Consider the following 18,893-nt stretch of genomic DNA (forward strand, 5'->3'; position numbering starts at 1 on the left):
AAAGGGCGGACCCCAAGGCCCGCCCGGTTTCTTGCCTGTGATCGTCGGGATCAGCCGTCGAAATCGACTTCTTCGGTGATTTTCAACGCGTCCGAACGGTGGCCCGCAAGGGTCATCAGGTTGGTGTCGTCAGCGGTGAAGCTGCCCCAGCCTTCGACCAGCGGATCGGCCTTGGTGCCCGGCGCGATCGGGTATTCGAAATTGGCCTTGGCATAGATTTCCTGCGCCTGAGGCGAAGTCAGGAATTCCATGAATTTCAGCGCGTTATCCTTGTTCGGCGAGGATTTGGTCATCGCCACACCCGAGATGTTCACATGGGTTCCGGCGTCCTCGAAGGTCGGGAAGACCACGTTCACGCTGTCGGCCCAGGCTTTCTGTTCCTCGTCGGCCAGCATCTTGCCCATGTAATAGGTGTTGCCGATCGACACGTCGCATTCGCCGGCCCAGATCGCCTTGACCTGCGCGCGGTCATTGCCCTGCGGTTTGCGGGCGAGGTTGGCCTTGATGCCTTCCAGCCAGGTCTTGGCGCCTTCCAGCCCGTGATGCTCGATCATCGCCGAGGTCAGCGCGATGTTATAGGCGTGGGTGCCCGAACGGGTGCAGATGCGGCCCTTCCATTTCGGGTCGGCCAGGTCTTCGTAGGTGGTGATTTCCCCCTCGGCGACACGGTCCTTCGAGGCATAGACGATGCGCGCGCGGGTGGTCAGGCCGTACCACTGGTTGTCGGGGTCGCGGTATTGCGCGGGGACGTTGGCGGTCAGGGTGGCGCTTTCGACCGGCTGGGTCAGGCCCGCGGCGACAACGGCGGCCAGACGAGAGATATCGACGGTCAGAACCACGTCGGCGGGCGAACGGTCGCCCTCGGACTGCAGACGTTCGATCATGCCCTTGTTCAGGTAGGCGACGTTGACCTTGACGCCGGTTTCGGCGGTGAAAGCATCGGTCAGCGGCTTGATCAGCTCGGGCTGGCGATAGGAATAGACGTTCACCTCGTCGGCAAGGACCGGGGTTGCGATGGCAAGGGCCGCGGCTGCGAAAGTGGTGGTTTTGAGTGCATCAAACATGGGTGTCTTCATCTTGTTGGTGTTGCAAGTCAATTGCAGCCGTATAAACCCGACATTTTTGGTCGGGTCAATACCTGAATGAACTGGTCGGAAAAGACTGTCAGGCGCGGCCGGCGCGTTTCTCTTCGGCTTTGACAGCGTCCCAGAGCGCGTCCATCTCGGCCAGGTCGCTGTCTTCGGGGCGTTTGTTTGCTGCCGCAAGACGATCCTCTATCCCTTTGAAACGGCGCGTGAATTTCGCATTGGCCGCGCGCAGGGCACCTTCGGGTTCGACGTCAAGGTGGCGGGCAAGATTGGCCATGACAAACAGAAGGTCGCCAAACTCTTCCTCGACTTCGGCCTGTGACAGGCGGTCGCGGGCCTCAACCAGTTCGCGGGTTTCCTCGGCGATCTTGTCCAGCACATGGCCTGCGTCCGGCCAGTCGAATCCGACCCGCGCGGCGCGTTTTTGCAGCTTTACCGCCCGAAGAAGCGCCGGCAGGTTCTGCGCCACCCCATCGAGCGTGCCGCCCTGCGCCTTGGCCGCGCGTTCGGCGGCCTTCACGGTCTCCCAGTCGCGGGTCTGCTGTTCGGCCGACTTGTCGCGGCTTTCGTCGCCAAAGACATGCGGATGCCGCGCCACCATCTTGTCCGACATGGTGCGGGCGACATCGGCAAAGGAAAACAATCCCCGTTCATCCGCCATCTGCGCGTGGAACACCGACTGGAACAGCAGATCGCCCAGCTCGCCCTTCAGCTCGTCCCACGCCGCGCGTTCGATCGCGTCGGCCACCTCATAGGCTTCCTCGATCGTATAGGGGGCAATGGTGGAAAAATCCTGCTCGATGTCCCAGGGACAGCCTGTTTCGGGGTCGCGCAGGCGGCGCATGATTTCCAGCAGGCGGTCCATCTGACGGGTGGGGTCGGTGCTGTGGATCAGGGCGTCGTCGGTCATGGCGAATCCTTCGTTCTGCTGTGCGCAGATGACCAAATGAAAACGCCCATGCCAAGGGCACGGGCGTCATCAAGCGTAGATGGGGGCTGGATCAGAAGTGATAGCCAGCGCGGAAAGTCACCATGTCGACATCAGTGCCCAGGGTGCCCGAGGCAAGGGCATCTTCACCCGAAACACTGCGGCGCGACAGTTCAAGACCCACCGAATAGCGGTTCTTGATCAGGTATTCCGCACCGATCCCATAGGATGCGCCGGACTGTTCAAATACATTGCCCGCATCATCCAGTTCCGAGGTCGCATAGCCGACAAAACCATAGAACAGGATATTGTTCATGGCATAGCCGCCACGTGCCCGCAGTTCGATCGCATTGTTCTGGAACGACGAGGCAAACCCTTCGAACGGCGTTTCAAACGAAGTATAGGCCAGTTCACCGCCAAATACGGCATTTCCGCGTTGCCAGTTGTAACCGACAAATGCACCAACGCCGCTGGTCGATTCCAACTCCGGCTGTGGGCCGCCAAACGTGTTTTCATTGATGCCGCCGCCAACGCCGCTGAAGCTCAGACCGCCATAAAAACCTTGCCAGACGTTTTCGACCGGGACGGGGGCAACAGCGGTATCCGCGGGCGCGTCTTCCATTGATCCTGCCTGTGCAGTCATTGCGACCGAGACCAGGGACGCGGCAAGAAAGCTTATTTTTTTCATTAGTGTAGTTCCGTTTTTGATCAATTAAGCAAAAAAACCGTTAATTCGAGTGATAGATAAAATCCAGCGTGCAATTGACCTTTTGGTAATTCGTAACATATTTGCAATGGCGCCAATTCAATTTGGACGCGATTTTACACTCAACCGCACAGATTCTGCTCAAAAAGGAACACGCCATGCCCGTGGTCAATCGTATTGCCGGCTATGCCGAAGACATGAAAGCGTGGCGGCGTCACCTGCACGCCCATCCCGAACTGACATTCGACTGCCATGAGACCGCCGCCTTCGTGGTCGAGCGGCTGAAAGAGTTCGGCGTTGACGAGATCCACGAGGGGCTGGCCAAGACCGGGGTGGTGGCGATCATCAACGGGCAGGGTGACGGCCAGACCATAGGCCTGCGTGCCGACATGGACGCGCTGCCGATGCCGGAGACGACCGGGCTGCCCTATGCCTCGACCGTGCCGGGCAAGATGCATGCCTGCGGCCATGACGGGCATACCACCATGCTTCTGGGCGCGGCGCGCTACCTGGCCGAGACGCGCAATTTCAAGGGCCGTGTGGCGCTGATCTTCCAACCCGCGGAAGAGGGCGGCGGCGGCGCGGGCGTCATGGTCGAGGAAGGCATCATGGAGCGGTTCGACATTGCCGAGGTCTATGCGCTGCACAATATCCCCGGCATCGACCTGGGTCATTTCTATTCCACTCCGGGGCCGATCATGGCGGCGGTGGATGAGTTTCATATCGACATTCAGGGTGTCGGCGGCCACGGCGCCTATCCGCAGGAAACCGCCGACCCGGTCATGTGCGCCGTCGGCATCGCCAATGCGCTGCAGACCATCGTCAGCCGCAACCACGACACGCGGCAGGAAATGGTGGTGTCGCTGACCCAGATCCACACCGGATCGACCGATAACGTGATCCCGGACACGGCCTATATGAACGGCACGGTGCGCACCTTTGACAAGGACGTGCAGGCCATGATCATCCGCCGCATGGAAGAGATCGTCGCAGGGCAGGCGGCCTCTTACGGGGTCAAGGCGGAACTGCGCTATGAAAAGGGCTATCCCGCCACCGTGAACGATGCCGACAAGGTCGCCTTTGCCACCGATATCGCCCGCGAGATCTCGGGGCCGGATGCGGTGCAGGACAATGTCGGCAAGGAAATGGGGGCCGAGGATTTTTCCTATATGCTTGAAGCCCGCCCCGGCGCCTATCTGTTCATCGGTCAGGGCGAGGGGCCGGGCGTCCACAACCCGAACTATGACTTCAACGACGAAATCTCGCCCATCGGGGCGTCGTTCTTTGCCCGGCTGGTCGAACGCGCGCTTCCGGTCTGAGCATTTTCGCGGGCTTGCCCTTGATCCTTGGCGCTGTTTCTGGCGGGATGGTGTTGTCCCGCCAGAGGGTGTGAAGTTATGAGGAGACTGGGCATGTGGATTCTGTGGGTGCTGGCGATCGGGTTCCTGTTGTTGTTCGCCTATGTCCGTCTTGCCCCCAGCGATCCCGCCCGATGGCATGTCAGAACCGAGGTCGACCGCGACAAGACCTATTCCAACGGCGCACTGCGGCGGTTGGCTACCGGTCCGGGCGGTTTGAAGAAGCTGAACGCGATTATCACGCAGGACGCGCGCAGCGACGTTCTGGCGGGCAGCACGGATGAGGGCATGGTCACCTATATCACCCGCACCCGCGTCGTCGGCTTTCCCGACTATGTCACCGCCTGGATGGAGGGGGATGACCTGGTGGTACACTCGCGGTCACGGTTCGGGCGCCGGGATTTCGGCGTGAACTCAGAGCGCGTCGACCGCTGGCTCGCTGACCTTTCCGGGGATTAGCTCGGAAGACAGGCAGCCGGGGCTGACCTCGCGCCACATCGGGACATTCAGGGACATCTGGCACTGCGCCATGAACATGCGCCCGTCGACCTGAAGGCAGATCATTTCGCCGATTTCGACCCGTTCGCCGTTCCTGTCGGTGCAATAGCAATCCACAGGCACGCCGTTGATCGTCCCGTCCGCCAGTGCGGACGAGGCCAAGACAACAGACAGGATAAATGCACGCCACATGGCGCCATTATATTCCCTTCCGGCCTCTTGACCAAGCGCCTGCATTGTTGGACTTAAGCGCATGATCCCGACCGACCGCCTGCACCAGATCACCCAGCGTTTCGAATATCTCGAGGCCGCGATGTCCGAAGGGGCGTCGGGCGATGAGATCGCGAAGCTGGCCAAGGAATATTCCGACCTGAAACCCGTGGTCGAACAGATCGCCGCCTATCGCCGGTTGCTGGCCGATCTCGACGAGGCGCGCGCGATGCTGGATGACCCCGACATGGCGGAACTGGCGGAAGAGGAACTGCCGCAGCTCAAGGCCGCTCTGCCCGAGGCGGAACATGCGCTGCAACTGGCCTTGTTGCCCAAGGACGCCGCCGATGCCCGCCCCGCGATCATCGAGATCCGCCCCGGCACCGGCGGCGACGAGGCCGCGCTTTTCGCCGGTGACCTGTTGCGCATGTACCAGCGCTATGCCGAGTCGCGCGGCTGGACCTTCGAGGTGCTGGAGATGCAGGAAACCGAACTGGGCGGCATCAAGGAAGTGGTTGGCCATATCAAGGGCCAGAACGTCTTTGAGCGGCTCAAGTTCGAAAGCGGCGTGCATCGCGTCCAGCGGGTGCCGGAAACCGAAAGCGGCGGTCGCATCCATACCTCGGCCGCCACCGTCGCGGTTCTGCCCGAGGCCGAGGATGTCGATATCCAGATCGACGCGAATGATATCCGCATCGACACGATGCGGTCCTCGGGCGCGGGCGGGCAGCACGTGAACACCACGGATTCGGCGGTGCGCATCACCCACCTGCCGACCGGGATCGTCGTCACCAGTTCCGAGAAATCCCAGCACCGCAACCGCGAGATTGCCATGCAGGTTCTGAAGACCCGGCTCTATGATCTGGAACGGCAGCGGGTCGACAGCGAACGGTCCGCCAACCGCAAGTCTCAGGTCGGGTCCGGCGACCGCTCGGAACGCATCCGCACCTATAATTTCCCGCAAGGGCGCATGACCGACCACCGCATCAACCTGACGCTTTACAAGCTGGACGCGGTGATGGGCGGTGATCTGGACGAGATCATAGACGCGCTGATCACCGAGGACCGCGCCGCGCAGCTGGCGGAGATGGAAGGGTGAGCCGGACCATCGGCGATTTTGTCAAAGGGGCAACCGAGGCGCTTTCACAGGCCGGTATCGACGGCGCGGCGCGCGATGCGCGGCTGTTGACAGCGGCTGCGCTGCGCATCCCGGCGGACCGCCTGACGCTGGAACTGCGCGAACCGTTGGACGCCGGTGACGAACAGCGTGCTGCCGAATACCTTGACCGCCGCATCGCCCGCGAACCGCTGTCCCATATCCTTGGCCAGAGGGCGTTTTTCAATCACGCCTTCACGGTGACCGCCGATGTGCTGGACCCGCGCCCCGAGACCGAGGCGCTGGTACTGGCCGCTCTGAACACCCGGTTTTCGGATGTGCTGGACCTTGGCACCGGCAGCGGCGCGATCATCATTTCACTTCTGGCCGCGCGTCCTGCGGCGCGCGGGCTGGCCACGGACCTCTCGGAAGCGGCCCTTGCCGTTGCGGGCGACAATGCCACGCGGATCGGCGTGGCTGACCGGCTGCGGCTGGCGCAAAGCGACTGGTTCTCGTCGGTCGTGGGGCGGTTCGACCTGATCGTCTCGAACCCGCCCTATATCGCGCTGGATGAAATGCCCGATCTTGCCCCGGAACTGGCCTATGAACCGCGCATGGCCCTGACGGATGAGGGCGACGGGCTGTCGGCCTATCGCCGGATTGCCGTAGGCGCCGCCGACCACCTGGCCGATAACGGCCGGGTCATGGTCGAAATCGGCTGGCAGCAGGGGCCGGACGTGGCGGCGATTTTCAAGGCGGCTGGGCTGGTCGAGGTGGCGATTCTGCCCGACCTCGATGGCCGCGACCGCGTGGTGACGGCCCGCAAACCGTGACACTTGCGCCCGTTTGACGCGGAAAATCACTCAATTGCGCGGTTTTTTGACTTGTCTGCGGGGCAGAAGCGTTCTAGTCAGAAGATGTCCATGTGGTGGATGCCCCTTTCGGGCGGTCCCACTGGACGCCAAGCCAAAAAGTCGAGTTTCCGGTTTTTCAGAGCGCAAGAGGCGCGAAACGGACTCAGCAGACCATTAGCAGACCGAGGCTGGACAGCTAAACCATGAGATCATCCAAATCCCGCTCGCGGAACAAGTCGAACCGCAACCGTCCATCAGGCAATATCGTCAACCGCGTGTTTGACTCGTCCGGTCCCGAGGGCAAGGTGCGCGGCACCCCGCAGCAGATCATCGACAAGTACAACCAGCTGGCCCGCGACGCGCAGCTGGCCGGCGACCGCGTGGCGACCGAGAACTTCCAGCAGCACGCGGAACATTACCTGCGCATGCTGAGCGAGGCCCAGCGAGAGCAGGAAGCCAAGCGCGAGGAACAGGAACGCCAAAATCGCGAACGTCAGGCCGAGCGTGACCGCGAACGCCAGGAACGCATGGAGCGTCAGGAACGCGAATCCAACGGCAACAACCAGCCGTCGACCGATCCCGGCGATGCGCCGCAGCCCGACGTGATCGAGGTTGGCGGCGGCGAGGACAGCGGCCTGGTCGAGACGCCCGAAGCCAAGGCCGAGGAAAAGCCGAAACCGGCCCGCAAGCCGCGCCGCAAGCCGACCAAGAAGGCCGAGGCGGAAGACACTCCACCGCCCAGCGACAATCCCGAAGCGGCGGAATAGAAATCAGGAAAACCCGGCCACGCGCCGGGTTTTTTCTTGTCCTTGTTTGGGGCGCAGGCTCAGGGTTTCGCAATCTCCCGCGCCAGCGCGCAGAACTGTTCCAGCGACACCTGCTCGGCCCGTTCCGTCGGTGCGATCCCGGCGGCCAGCAGGCGGTCCTGGATATCCGGGGCCTGACCCTTCAGCGCCGCCCGCAGCATCTTGCGGCGCTGGTTGAAGGCGGCGGCGACGATGCGGCTGAGGATCGCGGCATCGGCTTCGAACCGGGGTTCGGGCAGGGCGGTCAGATGCACCACGGCGCTGTGAACCTTGGGCGGGGGCGAAAACGCCTCGGGCGGCAGGTGCATCACGATCCGCGCATCCGCCCGCCACTGGGCAAGGAGGGCAAGGCGGCCATAGGCCTTGCTGCCCGGCGCCGCGATGATGCGCTCGGCCACTTCTTTCTGGAACATCAATGTCAGGCTTTGCCAGAACGGGGGCCAGTCCCTCGGCGTCAGCCAGCGCACCAGAAGCTCGGTCCCGACGTTATAGGGCAGGTTGGCGGCGATCTGGATCGGCGGTGTCAGATGCGCCAGCGGATCGACCTCAAGCGCATCGCCATTGATCGCCTCAAGCCGTCCGGGATAGGCGGCGGCGATCTCGGCCAGCGCGGGCATGCAGCGCGTGTCCTTTTCGATCGCCAGCACTTTGCGCGCGCCCTCGGCCAGCAATCCCCGCGTCAGCCCGCCGGGGCCGGGACCAATCTCCAGCACGTCCGAGTTCGGCAGATCCGCGACATTGCGGGCAATCTTGGCGGTCAGGTTCAGATCCAGAAGGAAATTCTGCCCCAGCGATTTGCGCGCCGACAGCCCGTGGGTCTGGATCACCTCGCGCAGGGGGGGAAGGGTGTCGATGCCGCTCATGTCTTCTTTCTTGTGCAAATACTCATGCCGTGCCGCTTTCGTCTGCCATCTTCCGCGCCAGTTTCAGCGCCTCGATCAGGCTGGTCGGATTGGCGATGCCCTGGCCTGCAATATCAAACGCCGTGCCGTGGTCGGGCGAGGTGCGGATGAAGGGCAGACCCAGGGTGACATTGACGCCCCGGTCGAAATCCAGTGTCTTGATCGGGATCAGCGCCTGATCGTGATACATCGCAATTGCCGCGTCATACCGCGCGCGGGCTGCGGCGTGGAACATGGTGTCGGCGGGCAATGGCCCGGCGATCCGCATGCCGTCATCGTGAAAGCCCTGCACCACCGGCGCGATCAGGTCGATCTCTTCCTGCCCCATCTTGCCGCCTTCGCCGGCATGGGGGTTCAGCCCGGCGACAAAGATCACCGGGTCAGCTATGCCGAACCGGTCGATCAGACCCTGATGGGTGATCTCGATCACCGACCGCAGCAGGTCCGGCGTCAGCGTCGCTGGCACCTCGGATAGCGGGATGTGGATCGTGGCGGGCACCACGCGCAACTGGTCAGAGGCCAGCATCATCACCACCCGCTCCACCCCGGCAAGATGCGCCAGGTATTCGGTGTGGCCGGGAAAGGGGAAACCCGCGCCGTCCTGCAATGCCTTCTTGTGGATCGGTGCGGTACAGATCGCCGCTGCCTTGCCGGCCATGGTCAGCGCGACACCCTCGCGGATCGCGTCCATCACGTGCCGCGCATGGGCCGGGTTCGCCGCGCCCGGCGTGACCGCAGGGCCGAAATCGCGGTGCAGCACCGGCAGGCCGCGCGCCATGGCGGCGGGGGCCTCGGAGGGATCGGAAATCACCACATGCGGCAGGGTGCCGGGCAGGTGGTCCTTGTCACCGATCAGGAAGAACGACAGCGTGTCGCGCAGCGCATCCCAGGCTTTCCCGGCCAGTTCCGGCCCGACGCCAGCCGGTTCGCCACAGGACAGCGCGATGGGCAGGGTCATCGGTATTCGATCGTGGCTTCGGCCATGAGTTGCGCCAGATAGCCGTTGGCAAAGCTTTCCAGCCGCTGGTTGCGCAGCGCCAGCGCCACGTCCTCGCGGCTGAGATCAAGGCCGATCTCGGCGGTCTGGCCGCAATGCATCAACAGGATCAGCGTCTGCCCGTCCTTGCTTGACAGGGCGGTCGATGTCTCACCGGGGTCCAGTTTGGACAATTCGCTGCGAATGTTGCCGGGGATCTTCGATGGCGCCTGTGCCTCGCGGATCAACAGTTCCTGCGGCTGGCCGAAGTTGTATTTGTAAAGGTCGTCGCAACGGTCGATGCGGTTCTGGATCGAGTCCAGACGCTTCAGGTTTGCCTCGGTGCGCCCGCCGGGGAAATACAGCATGGCATAGTCGATCTCGGCGATCGGGGTGGTGCCGGGTGTGCTTTCGGCGATGGACCGCAGGCGGAACAACCCGACCGCGCCCTGCAGCGGCAGAGGTTCGGACACTTCGCCAATGGACAGGCTCAGGATAAGTGGCCGCAGCGGGCCGGGCACTTCGGTCATCGGCATCCAGTCCAGTTTGCCACCGTTCTGGCGCGACGGAGAGGCCGAATATTGCAGCGCGGCCTGCGCGAATTCCTCTTCGGTCTTCAGGTTCCTGATCTGGTTGGCCACGGCAAGCACCTGATCCTCGGTCTGCGGGGTGACCGGGATGATGACCTCGGACAGCAGGACCTGGATCCCGCCCTGGCCATTGCCCGACGCCATGGCGCGGTCAATCTCGTCCTCCGAGATCTGCGCCCGCCCGCCGAACCGGGTCTGGATCACACCGCGCCAGGCGATACCGGTCAGCACGAAATCGCGGAAGCTTTCCTCGTCGATGCCTTCGGCTTTCAATGCCGGGATCAGTTGCTCGGCAGTCATGTTGCCGCGCTTGGCAAAGTCTTCCATGGCGGCCTTGATCGCGTTCTCGGTCGGGGTCAGCCCGATCAGGAAGGCGGCCTGCAGTTTCAGCCGGTCTTCGACCAGCTGTTCACGCGCCTGTTCCAGCGGGTTCACCGACCCGGTCAGGATGCGCAGCAGCTTGGCGCGCTGGTCAATCTCGTAATAGGTGATGGCACCGTCATTCACGATCACCGCCGGCGAAAACGGCGATTGCGCCTGTGCCGTGCCTGTCACGCCAAAAGCCGTGCCTGCCAGCATCAAAAGCCCGATTGCGGAACGGATCATCCTGTTCATCTGCTCTTACCCTGCGTTGCCCCGGCACGTCCGGTCATAGCTCTTGTCGGCGGTGCGCACGCTGAAACCCAGCAATGCGACGGTAAACCCGATGCTCGTGCTGGGTTGCACCGTAGAGGAAGACGTGAAGCGGCGCGAGACCGAAAAGTCCAATTTCACACACTCGTTGCGGTATTCCAGCCCGACACCGGCCTCGGCCAGCTTGCCGCTGGCGACGTCATAACGCCAGTCGGCCAGCCCCGACCAGTGGCGGCTCATCCGGTATTTCGAGTCCACCGCCCATTCCGACAGCGCGGTGTCGCGGTCTTCCGCCAGATCGGGGCCAAGCCAGATGTAAGAGGTCGAAAGCCGCAGTTTCTGGTTCTTCCAGCTGGCGCGGGCGGCGGCCTTGTTGATGCCCTGCGATCCGTCGAACAGGCCGCGCGCGGTCAGTTCAAAGCCGTTGGTTGTCTTCCACTGGCCCGCCAGCAGGAAATCCGACGCCTGATCCATCAACCCCGAGGAACGGGTGAAATCGGCATCTGCGTCCTGGCGGAAGACCTGGGCAATCGACAGCCGCGCCAGTGCGCCATCCGGGGCGTAGCGCGCCCAGTTCAGCCCATAGGCCGCCCGCAGCCCACGTTCGCGCCGGTCCTCGGCGGGAAAGCGTGACAGCGACAACAGGTTGCCTTCGTCGAACTCGATGCGGGTGCTTTCCTCGTTGGCGATATCAAGATCGCTGCCGCCGGACCACGCGATCTGGGCCACGGGTTCAAGCACATAGGTGCGGCCATCCGCGCCGACCTTGGTCATCGGATAGCGCAGGTCGGCGGCAACCAGCGGGGTCACGCCCGCCTCGGTGCCTTCCAGCGCGTCGTCGTCGGTGGTGTGGAACAGATCCGCCGCCAGTTCCCCTGTGACCCCAAGGCGGGCGCCGCCAAGCACCGTCCAGATCCGCCGCCACTGCGCCGAGGCGGATGCCCCGGCAACGTCGCGGCCATCGACGATCGTGTCGTCGTCGGCGCTGTCTATGCCCAGCGACGAGGTGCGGTAATGCCCCTGCACGTCATAGCGCAGGCGCAACTCGCCGCCGATCGCTTGGGGGAAATAGCGCCGTTCCGACTGGGCCACCGCGACCAGCGTGGGCAGGGTGCCGTTGTTTTCCTGTGCCCTAAGGGATTCGTAATGCAGAAGGGCAAAGCGCGTGTTCTCGTCCCGGCGCGACCGGCGCAGGGTCACGTCGCTGTCCAGGCGGTCCAGCGTGGAATAGTCATAGTCCAGCAGGTAGCTGTCATCCGAGGTGGTCTTGAGGTTGAAAGTCAGCCGGTAATCATCGCGCAACTCGAACCGGCCCTGGCCAAACAGGTAGCCGCGATACTCCTGCGGTCCGAAATTGTCCGTCGATACGGCGCCGTTGAAGGTGATCCGCCCGTTGCGGAACGCCTGACGATACCGCCCCTCCAGGGTCATTGCATTGGTGGCGGGATAGGGGGTCAGCGTCAGGTCCTTGTGATCGCCAAGCCGGATGAAATACGGCAGCTTGAACCCGGTCCCGATGTTCGAGTTGTTGCGGATCGTCGGGATCAGGAACCCCGTGGCGCGGTCCAGCGTCGGGTCGGGCAGGCGCAGTTTCGGCAGAACCATGACCGGCACGTCAAGGACGCGGAACTGGGCGTTGTCGAAATAGATCTGCTGCTCGTCCTCGTCATGCACGATGCGTTTGGCGCGGATCTGCCAGAGCGGAGGCTGGCCGTTGTCACATACCTTGCACGAGGTCACCGAGGTCTTGCCCATCACGTTGAAACGGCCGTCGACGCGTTTCATCTGCCGGGTCATCAACTGCACGCGGTTGTCCATCACGATCCGCGCGCTGCGGATCAGCCCGTTTCTGAAATCGGTGTCCAGTTCCGCGGCGCTGGCAAGGATCGTGATGCTGTCGCCCTGGGTCAGGCGGATCGGGCCGGTGACGGTGACGCGGTTGGCGACGCTGTCATAGACGATCTTCCTGGCCTGGATGCGAATGTCGCCGCGCAGGGCTTCGACATTGCCTTCCGCCGTCAGTCGGCTGGTGCCGCTGAGATAGACGTGATCGGCAATCAGCACGACCTCATCCGTGGCTTGCGCCCGCGCGACGGTCGCAAGTACGGCCCACAAGCCTATGACAAATATACGGAAAACCGTCTTCATCCGTCTTCCATATGTAACAAGAGCCCCATGGCCAGCATGACGCTGGCGACCGGTGGCGCCCAGGCCGCCAATGCGACCGGAATCTGTCCGTTTTCGCCAAGAATCTGGGCAAAGTTGCGCACGAAATAGAGGCCAAATCCCAGCAGCACCGCCGCCAGCACCGCCTGGCCGGTCTTGCCAAACCGCACCGGGCGCATGGTGAAGGCCGCCGCGATCAGCACCATGGCGATCAGGAACAGCGGCTGCGCCATTTCCATCTGATACCAGACCTTGTGACGCCGCGCCGAAAATCCGGCCAGCTCCAGCCGCGAGATGAAGGCAGGCAGTTTCCAGAATGAAATCGTGTTCGGATTGCCGAAACTGTCGCGGATCGAGGCGCGCGTCAGGTTCGACGGCACCCGCAGCGTGTCATGCACGGTGGCCAGTTCCTCGGGGTTCACATCGACCTCAAGCGGCCAGCGCTTGGCGTTGATCAGCTCCCATTCGCCATCGCCTTCCAGAAGCGTCGCCTTGTCCGCCTCGACCCGGCGGATCGGCCCGCCGCCCGGCGCATAGGTGATGATGGTCACGTCAAACAGCGTGGTCGCGTCGGCATTGGTGTGCCCGGCATGAATGACCGACTGTCCGTTGCTGCTGCCCTGACGCAGCCAGACCCCCTCGCGGCTGATCGACAGCGCGTTCTGTCCATCGGACCCGAACGAGTCCTTGACCTGCTGATAGCGTTCGGTGGTGGCGGCCACGATCGGGTTGAACGTGGTGATCGCCAGCGCGCCGATCACCAGCGCCACCGCCACCGGCGCCATCAGCGCCATCAGCGCCGAGCGCCCCGCGGCACGGACCACGACCAGTTCGCTGGACCTTGCCAGACCAAGGAACAGGGTGATCGTGGACAGGATCGTCAGCAGTGGAAGTATCTGGTACAACCCCTTGGGCGTGTTCAGAAAAGTCAGTCTGAGGATATTGGAGAACCCGATTACGTCGACATCGTATTTGCGCAGATGCTCAACCAGATCGACCAGCACCATCAGCACGAAAAACACCAGTGCCAGACCCAGGAACATCCAGACGAATTTGCGCGCGAAATAGAAATAGACGGTCATGTCACCGCCCTCCGGCGCAGGCGCAGCGGGTGGGCCGCGAGGGTCAGAAGTGACAGCGCGATGCCAAAGCCAAGCGCCGGCGAGAGATAGATCAGGGGCCAGAGATCGCCGTTGCCCCGCACCGGGTCGATCATCGACGACTTGGTGCCTTCAAGCACGACCAGAAGCACAAAGGCAACCGCGATCTGGCGCCAGACCCCGAACCGGCTGTAGCCGCCGACCAGCAGGGTGGCAAAGCCGATCAGCGCCACCACGACGCACAAAAGCGGCAGCGCGATTCGGGTGTGCGCCTCTTCCATCACGGCGCCGACGGTTTCGTCGAGATCGGCGGCGATTTTCTCGGCGCTGCGCAACAGCTCCAGCGTGCCGAACTCGTCCAGCCGTTGGATTCCCAGCGGTCGTTCATCCAGCAGGGCGCTGATATCATAGGAAAAATCGGAAAATCGGGTTGTATAAAGCCGTTCGCCATCCTCGACGTGAACCTGTGCCAGACCGTCAACCATGATCAGCTTGGGGCCGGTTTCGGATTTCACCAGATAGGCCTCGGCCGCCGTATAAGTGGTGGCCTGCGTGTCCTGACGCCGGTCCGACAGGTAGATATCCTTCAGAACCCCGGTCGGCGTGATTTCGCGGATATAGAAGGTGACGCCATCGGCAGGGTGGATGAACGTGCCCTCGGTCAACAGCCGCGAGGTGACGTTTTCGGCGATTTCCTTCTGCCGCTTGGTCAGTTCCGTGACCGAGGCCGGGACAAGCACATTGGTCAGGATCGCCATCATCAGCCCAACAAGGATGCCGAAATAGGCCACCGGACGCGACAGCCGCCAGGGGCTGAAACCCGTGGCCTGCATCACCGTCAGTTCACTTTCGCTGGTCAGCCGGTTGGTGGCATAGACGGTGGCGGCAAACGTGGCCATCGGCAGCACAAGCTGAATCACCTTTGGCAGGGAAAGTGCTGTAAACTCGATGAAAACCGATGCGGGCTGGCCGTCGGCGATCAGGCGGTCAAACAGGATCACCGCCCGGTTGACCCAATAAACGGCCACCAGAACCAGCGCGAAGAATCCGAACAGGACCAAGAACTGCGACAGTAAATATCTGTCGAACCGGCTCACCTTCCAGAATCCCCCGATCAGCCTTTGCGATTGTCGCGACAATAGGGGATTTGGCACCGGGGGAAAACTGCTATCTGGCCAACTGCCATGCGGCGGGTTAGGTCTTTGGAAAGCGTATCGAGGGGAGATTCAGCGTGGTGAAACCGGTTAGCGTCACATTCAAAGAGACCGTTCTTGATGATCTTGCGGCGGCAAAGGGCCGCGTGGCCATCCTTGTTGACCCGGACGGGCGGATCGATCCGGCGGGCCGGCGGGTGAACCGGCTGACCAAGGGCGCGATCCAGCGCATCATCGACTCTGGCGCGGGCAAGCTGAAATCGGGAGATCTGCGCACGCTGGCCTATCCTGCGGGCATGGCGGCGGATGCCGTGGACGTGGTGGTCCTTGCCCGTGGCGCCAGCCATGCCGAGGCGCGCAAGGCGGGCGCGGCGCTGGCCAAGGCGCGCGGAACGGCGTTGCTGCTGCTGGCGGCGGGCGCGCATCGGCGGGCTGATGAGATCGTTCTGGGGCTGGCACTTCGCGATTACGGGTTTGACGCGCACAAGTCCGACGCCTCGCAGGAGGACACGCGCGGTGTCACCGTGATGGCGACCAGGCCCGACCAGGTCGAAGCCGCCGCCGCCCCGCATCTGGCGGTGGCCGAGGGCGTGTTTTTCACCCGCGATCTGGTCAACGAGCCCGCCAATGTGCTGACCACCACGGAATTTGCCGCGCGGTTGAAGGACATGACGGCGCTTGGCCTCAAGGTCGAGGTGCTTGAGGAAAAGAAACTGGCCGAACTGGGCATGGGCGCATTGCTGGCGGTCGGGCAGGGGTCCGACAGCCCGTCAAAGGTTGTGGTGATGCAGTGGAATGGTGGCGCGAAGGGTGCCGCGCCGCTGGCGCTGGTCGGGAAGGGCGTGGTGTTCGACACCGGCGGTATCTCGCTCAAACCGGCGGGGGGCATGGAGGACATGACCATGGACATGGGCGGCGCGGGTGTCGTCGCCGGGGTCATGCGCGCGATTGCGCTGCGGAAGGCAAAGGCCAACGTCGTGGGCCTTGTTGGTCTGGTCGAGAACATGCCCTCGGGCAATGCAACCCGTCCCGGCGACGTGGTGAAATCGATGAAGGGCGACACGATCGAGGTCATCAACACCGACGCCGAGGGACGGCTGGTGCTGTGCGACGTGATGCATTACGCGCAGGACCGGTTCAAACCCGCCGGCATGATCGACCTTGCCACGCTGACCGGCGCGATCATTATCGGGCTGGGGCATGACAAGGCGGGGGTGTTTTCAAATGACGATCCGTTCTGCAAGGCACTCTTGAAAGCGGCCGAGTCCGAGGGCGAAGGCGCGTGGCGGATGCCGCTGGGACAGGCTTATGCCGATCAGCTGAAGTCGCAGATTGCCGATCTGAAAAACACCGGCGGCCGCCCCGCCGGGTCGATCACCGCGGCTGAATTCCTGCACCGTTTTGTTGCCGAAGGCACACCATGGGCGCATATCGATATTGCCGGGGTCGCCTCGCTCAAGACCGACAGCGCCTTTGCCCCCAAGGGCGCGACGGGCTGGGGCGTGATGACGCTGAACCGGCTGATCGCCGACAATTACGAGGGTGAATGACACCTTGGGCGACGCCTTTTTCTATCACCTGACCCGCAACCCGGTCGAAACCACGCTGGCGACGCTTCTGGAAAGGTCGCGCGCGGCGGGGATGCGCGTGCTGGTCCGGGGGCGGGATGCTGAACGGATGAACTGGCTGGACGAAAAGCTTTGGCTTGGGCCGGAAGATGCGTTTCTGGCCCATGGCCTGTCGGGTGGTCCGCATGACGCCGACCAGCCGATCCTGCTGACCACGGCGGACGGCAATCCCAACGGCGCGAACTGCCTGATGGTGATCGATGGGGCCGAGGTTTCGGCGGAGGAAGTGCAGGCGGCGGACCGGGTCTGTATCCTGTTTGACGGCCATGATGAAGGTGCCGTGGGGATTGCCCGGACCCAGTGGAAGGGGCTGACCGATGCGGGCTGCGCCGCGAAATACTGGTCCGAGGAAAGCGGCCGCTGGGAGATGAAGGCGCAGCACCCGAAGGGGTAGGTCAGCTAGAGATTAGGGCTGCATAGACCCGCGGGGTGGCGCAGCCCGGCGTGCCGCCGGGCGGTTCGTTTCAACTGTGGTTTACCCCGCAATCGACGCCTTGAAGATGCTGTCGATGGTCTGGTCCAGTGTCTTGTCGAACTCGGCATCCGACTGCTGCGCCGACAGGCCCTCGGTCAGGGCGCGGCTGAAGGATGCGATCATGCCGGTCTGTTGCGCCAGCAGCGCGTTGGCCTCATCCCGGCTGTAACCACCTGATAATGCGACAACTTTCAGAACGCGCGGGTGATCGACCAGCGCCTTGTACTGGTTCGCCTTGGTCGGAAGGGTCAGTTTCAGCATGACGGTCTTGTCGTCAGACAGCGCATCCAGCTGCTTCTTGATCTCGGCCAGAAGGATGTCCTCGGCCTCCGGCTTGTCCGCGATCGAGATCGTCACCTCGGGCTCGATGATCGGCACCAGCCCGCGCGCCATGATCTGTTCCGCCACTTCAAACTGCTGGGCGACATTTGCGGCGATGCCCGCGGGGTTGGCCGCGTCGATGACCGAGCGCATCTTGGTGCCGAAAACGCCGTTTTCCACGGCACGGTCCAGAAGCTTGTCGAGATCGGGCATCGGCTTCATCAGCTTGACGCCGTCTTTTTCGTCCTCAAGCCCCTTGTCGACCTTCAGGAAGGGCACCACGCCGCGCTCTTCCCACAGGTATTGCGCCGAGGGCTTGCCGCCGATGTCGCGGTCCATGGTCATTTCAAACAGGATCGCGCCGACGACGCGGTCGCCGGTGAAGGCGGGCGATTGCGCGATGCGCGAACGCATCTGGTGGATCAGGTCGAACATCTCGGCATCCGAACCATAGGCGTCTTCCTCGATGCCATAAAGCCGCAGCGCCTTGGGGGTCGATCCGCCCGACTGATCCAGCGCCGCGACAAAGCCGCGACCGGCACCGATTTTTTCGACTTGAGCTTGGTTGGGCATGTCTCAATTCCACCTGATCTGAAAATGACTGTCCGGCCCCGGCGGGGCCCGTTGCCCCGCTTCTAGGTCAGGCTTTGAAGGGTTGCAATGTGGTTAGCGCGAACAGTGGGGCATGGACCGAAGGAAAGCGGGACTGTTAGGGTGAAACCAGCAGGAGGACGCCGAAAATGGAACAATTGACCTTGGAAAACCCGGTTTTCGTGGCCTACCTGATCGCCTCGGCGCTGATGGTGCTGAAGGTGATGGGGCAGGGCTGGATGACGGTGCAGCGGATGCTGAAGGTGGATGCCGGGCTGGTAAACCCCGAGGACATCGCGCCGGGGCCGACCAACAGGAACCCGCGTCCCGAGCAGCTGGACCACAACGACTATGTCGATCGGTCGCGGCGGATGCACCGCAACGACCTTGAGAATATCCCCGGCTTCTGGATGGCGGGGTTCATCTATGTCGTGATCGGGCCTCCGGTCCTTTTGGCGCAAATCCTGTTTTATGGTTTCGTGGTGGCGCGAATGCTGCATGCCTGGGCCTATGTCACCGCCAAAAGCCACGAGGTCCGGGCGACATTTTACACGGTCGGATCGCTGATCGTAATCTTCATGGCGATCCATGCGCTGGTGGTGCTGGTGGTCTGATCGATGTTTGCGGTGACGCGGCGTCCTGCTGGTTTGAAAGCCGTGGCTGCGTCAGTCTTTTCTCAAGTGGATGAGGAGACCCGCCATGACCCCAACTGCCCCCCGCGCCGATCTGGGAACCCATGAGGTCCAGAACCAGCCCGACCCCGAAACGGGCCGCGACCTGTGGGCCAGCGACCTGCCCCTGCGCGAGGCGGCG

Annotated in this window: 19 protein-coding genes; 8 read left to right on the plus strand and 11 right to left on the minus strand. The window is 63.0% G+C overall.

The features are described 5' to 3' along the window. Positions 1-50: 50 nt before the first annotated feature. The 3 genes from JQ863_RS09740 to JQ863_RS09750 all read right to left on the minus strand — a co-directional run bounded on the left by JQ863_RS09740 (position 51) and on the right by JQ863_RS09750 (position 2,638). The gene (locus JQ863_RS09740) at positions 51-1,064 is read right to left on the minus strand and encodes a Fe(3+) ABC transporter substrate-binding protein (RefSeq protein WP_204115125.1); all 1,014 of its coding nucleotides are present in this window, start codon (positions 1,062-1,064) and stop codon (positions 51-53) included. 100 nt (positions 1,065-1,164) lie between these two features. Then, on the minus strand, positions 1,165-1,998 hold the full coding sequence (mazG, locus tag JQ863_RS09745) for a nucleoside triphosphate pyrophosphohydrolase (RefSeq protein WP_204114081.1): 834 nt from the start codon (positions 1,996-1,998) through the stop codon (positions 1,165-1,167). A 91-nt stretch (positions 1,999-2,089) separates the two neighbouring features. Continuing rightward, positions 2,090-2,638, minus strand: coding sequence for an outer membrane protein (locus JQ863_RS09750; protein ID WP_239113253.1), 549 nt, complete (start codon positions 2,636-2,638; stop codon positions 2,090-2,092). A 242-nt stretch (positions 2,639-2,880) separates the two neighbouring features. Here JQ863_RS09750 and JQ863_RS09755 point away from each other — a divergent pair, with 242 nt between their 5' ends. Together JQ863_RS09755 and JQ863_RS09760 are read left to right on the plus strand one after the other, a co-directional pair. Beyond that, positions 2,881-4,041 (plus strand): M20 aminoacylase family protein, encoded by a 1,161-nt coding sequence (locus tag JQ863_RS09755; protein ID WP_204114083.1) that lies wholly within the window; start codon positions 2,881-2,883, stop codon positions 4,039-4,041. A 93-nt stretch (positions 4,042-4,134) separates the two neighbouring features. Beyond that, positions 4,135-4,539, plus strand: a complete 405-nt coding sequence (locus tag JQ863_RS09760; RefSeq protein ID WP_239113254.1) for a DUF1499 domain-containing protein — start codon at positions 4,135-4,137, stop codon at positions 4,537-4,539. Here the strand turns inward: JQ863_RS09760 and JQ863_RS09765 are convergent. After that, entirely contained in the window at positions 4,495-4,770 is a 276-nt protein-coding gene (locus tag JQ863_RS09765) for a hypothetical protein (protein ID WP_204114085.1), read from the minus strand. The genes JQ863_RS09760 and JQ863_RS09765 overlap by 45 nt on opposite strands. 61 nt (positions 4,771-4,831) lie before the next feature. Here JQ863_RS09765 and prfA point away from each other — a divergent pair, with 61 nt between their 5' ends. The 3 genes from prfA (at position 4,832) to JQ863_RS09780 (ending at position 7,505) form a co-directional block, all read left to right on the plus strand. Beyond that, positions 4,832-5,887 carry a peptide chain release factor 1 gene (gene prfA, locus JQ863_RS09770; RefSeq protein WP_204114086.1) on the plus strand — a complete coding sequence of 352 codons (1,056 nt, stop codon included), beginning with the start codon at positions 4,832-4,834 and terminating at the stop codon, positions 5,885-5,887. Beyond that, positions 5,884-6,717, plus strand: a complete 834-nt coding sequence (gene prmC, locus JQ863_RS09775; protein WP_204114087.1) for a peptide chain release factor N(5)-glutamine methyltransferase — start codon at positions 5,884-5,886, stop codon at positions 6,715-6,717. The genes prfA and prmC overlap by 4 nt, the downstream gene beginning before the upstream one ends. Before the next feature lie 224 nt (positions 6,718-6,941). Beyond that, positions 6,942-7,505 carry a DUF4167 domain-containing protein gene (locus JQ863_RS09780; protein WP_204114088.1) on the plus strand — a complete coding sequence of 188 codons (564 nt, stop codon included), beginning with the start codon at positions 6,942-6,944 and terminating at the stop codon, positions 7,503-7,505. A 59-nt stretch (positions 7,506-7,564) separates the two neighbouring features. Here the strand turns inward: JQ863_RS09780 and rsmA are convergent, their stop codons facing one another. The 6 genes from rsmA to lptF are packed head-to-tail and all read right to left on the minus strand — an operon-like array spanning position 7,565 to position 15,065. Further along, on the minus strand, positions 7,565-8,407 hold the full coding sequence (rsmA, locus tag JQ863_RS09785; protein ID WP_204114089.1) for a 16S rRNA (adenine(1518)-N(6)/adenine(1519)-N(6))-dimethyltransferase RsmA: 843 nt from the start codon (positions 8,405-8,407) through the stop codon (positions 7,565-7,567). 22 nt (positions 8,408-8,429) lie between these two features. Further along, positions 8,430-9,404, minus strand: coding sequence for a 4-hydroxythreonine-4-phosphate dehydrogenase PdxA (gene pdxA / locus JQ863_RS09790; protein WP_204114090.1), 975 nt, complete (start codon positions 9,402-9,404; stop codon positions 8,430-8,432). Then, complete coding sequence (locus JQ863_RS09795; RefSeq protein WP_204114091.1) at positions 9,401-10,627, minus strand: peptidylprolyl isomerase; 1,227 nt, start codon at positions 10,625-10,627, stop codon at positions 9,401-9,403. Before JQ863_RS09795 ends, pdxA begins: the two co-directional genes overlap by 4 nt. 6 nt (positions 10,628-10,633) lie before the next feature. Next, positions 10,634-12,793 (minus strand): LPS-assembly protein LptD, encoded by a 2,160-nt coding sequence (locus JQ863_RS09800; RefSeq protein ID WP_204114092.1) that lies wholly within the window; start codon positions 12,791-12,793, stop codon positions 10,634-10,636. After that, positions 12,790-13,893 (minus strand): LPS export ABC transporter permease LptG, encoded by a 1,104-nt coding sequence (gene lptG, locus JQ863_RS09805; protein WP_204114093.1) that lies wholly within the window; start codon positions 13,891-13,893, stop codon positions 12,790-12,792. Before lptG ends, JQ863_RS09800 begins: the two co-directional genes overlap by 4 nt. After that, entirely contained in the window at positions 13,890-15,065 is a 1,176-nt protein-coding gene (gene lptF / locus JQ863_RS09810; protein ID WP_338055509.1) for an LPS export ABC transporter permease LptF, read from the minus strand. The genes lptG and lptF overlap by 4 nt, the downstream gene beginning before the upstream one ends. A gap of 77 nt (positions 15,066-15,142) precedes the next feature. Here lptF and JQ863_RS09815 point away from each other — a divergent pair, with 77 nt between their 5' ends. Together JQ863_RS09815 and JQ863_RS09820 are read left to right on the plus strand one after the other, a co-directional pair. Continuing rightward, positions 15,143-16,615 carry a leucyl aminopeptidase gene (locus JQ863_RS09815; protein ID WP_204114095.1) on the plus strand — a complete coding sequence of 491 codons (1,473 nt, stop codon included), beginning with the start codon at positions 15,143-15,145 and terminating at the stop codon, positions 16,613-16,615. Between the two features lie 4 nt (positions 16,616-16,619). Further along, on the plus strand, positions 16,620-17,087 hold the full coding sequence (locus JQ863_RS09820) for a DNA polymerase III subunit chi (protein ID WP_204115126.1): 468 nt from the start codon (positions 16,620-16,622) through the stop codon (positions 17,085-17,087). A gap of 81 nt (positions 17,088-17,168) precedes the next feature. Here the strand turns inward: JQ863_RS09820 and JQ863_RS09825 are convergent, their stop codons facing one another. After that, positions 17,169-18,062: a fructose bisphosphate aldolase gene (locus JQ863_RS09825; protein WP_204114096.1), complete on the minus strand. Its 894-nt coding sequence runs from the start codon at positions 18,060-18,062 to the stop codon at positions 17,169-17,171. Between the two features lie 167 nt (positions 18,063-18,229). On the opposite strand from JQ863_RS09825, the gene JQ863_RS09830 reads away from it, so the two are divergent. Then, positions 18,230-18,694: an MAPEG family protein gene (locus tag JQ863_RS09830; RefSeq protein WP_204114097.1), complete on the plus strand. Its 465-nt coding sequence runs from the start codon at positions 18,230-18,232 to the stop codon at positions 18,692-18,694. Positions 18,695-18,893: the final 199 nt, after the last annotated feature.

The organism is Shimia biformata, assembly GCF_016888515.1.
GTDB lineage: Bacteria > Pseudomonadota > Alphaproteobacteria > Rhodobacterales > Rhodobacteraceae > Shimia_A > Shimia_A biformata.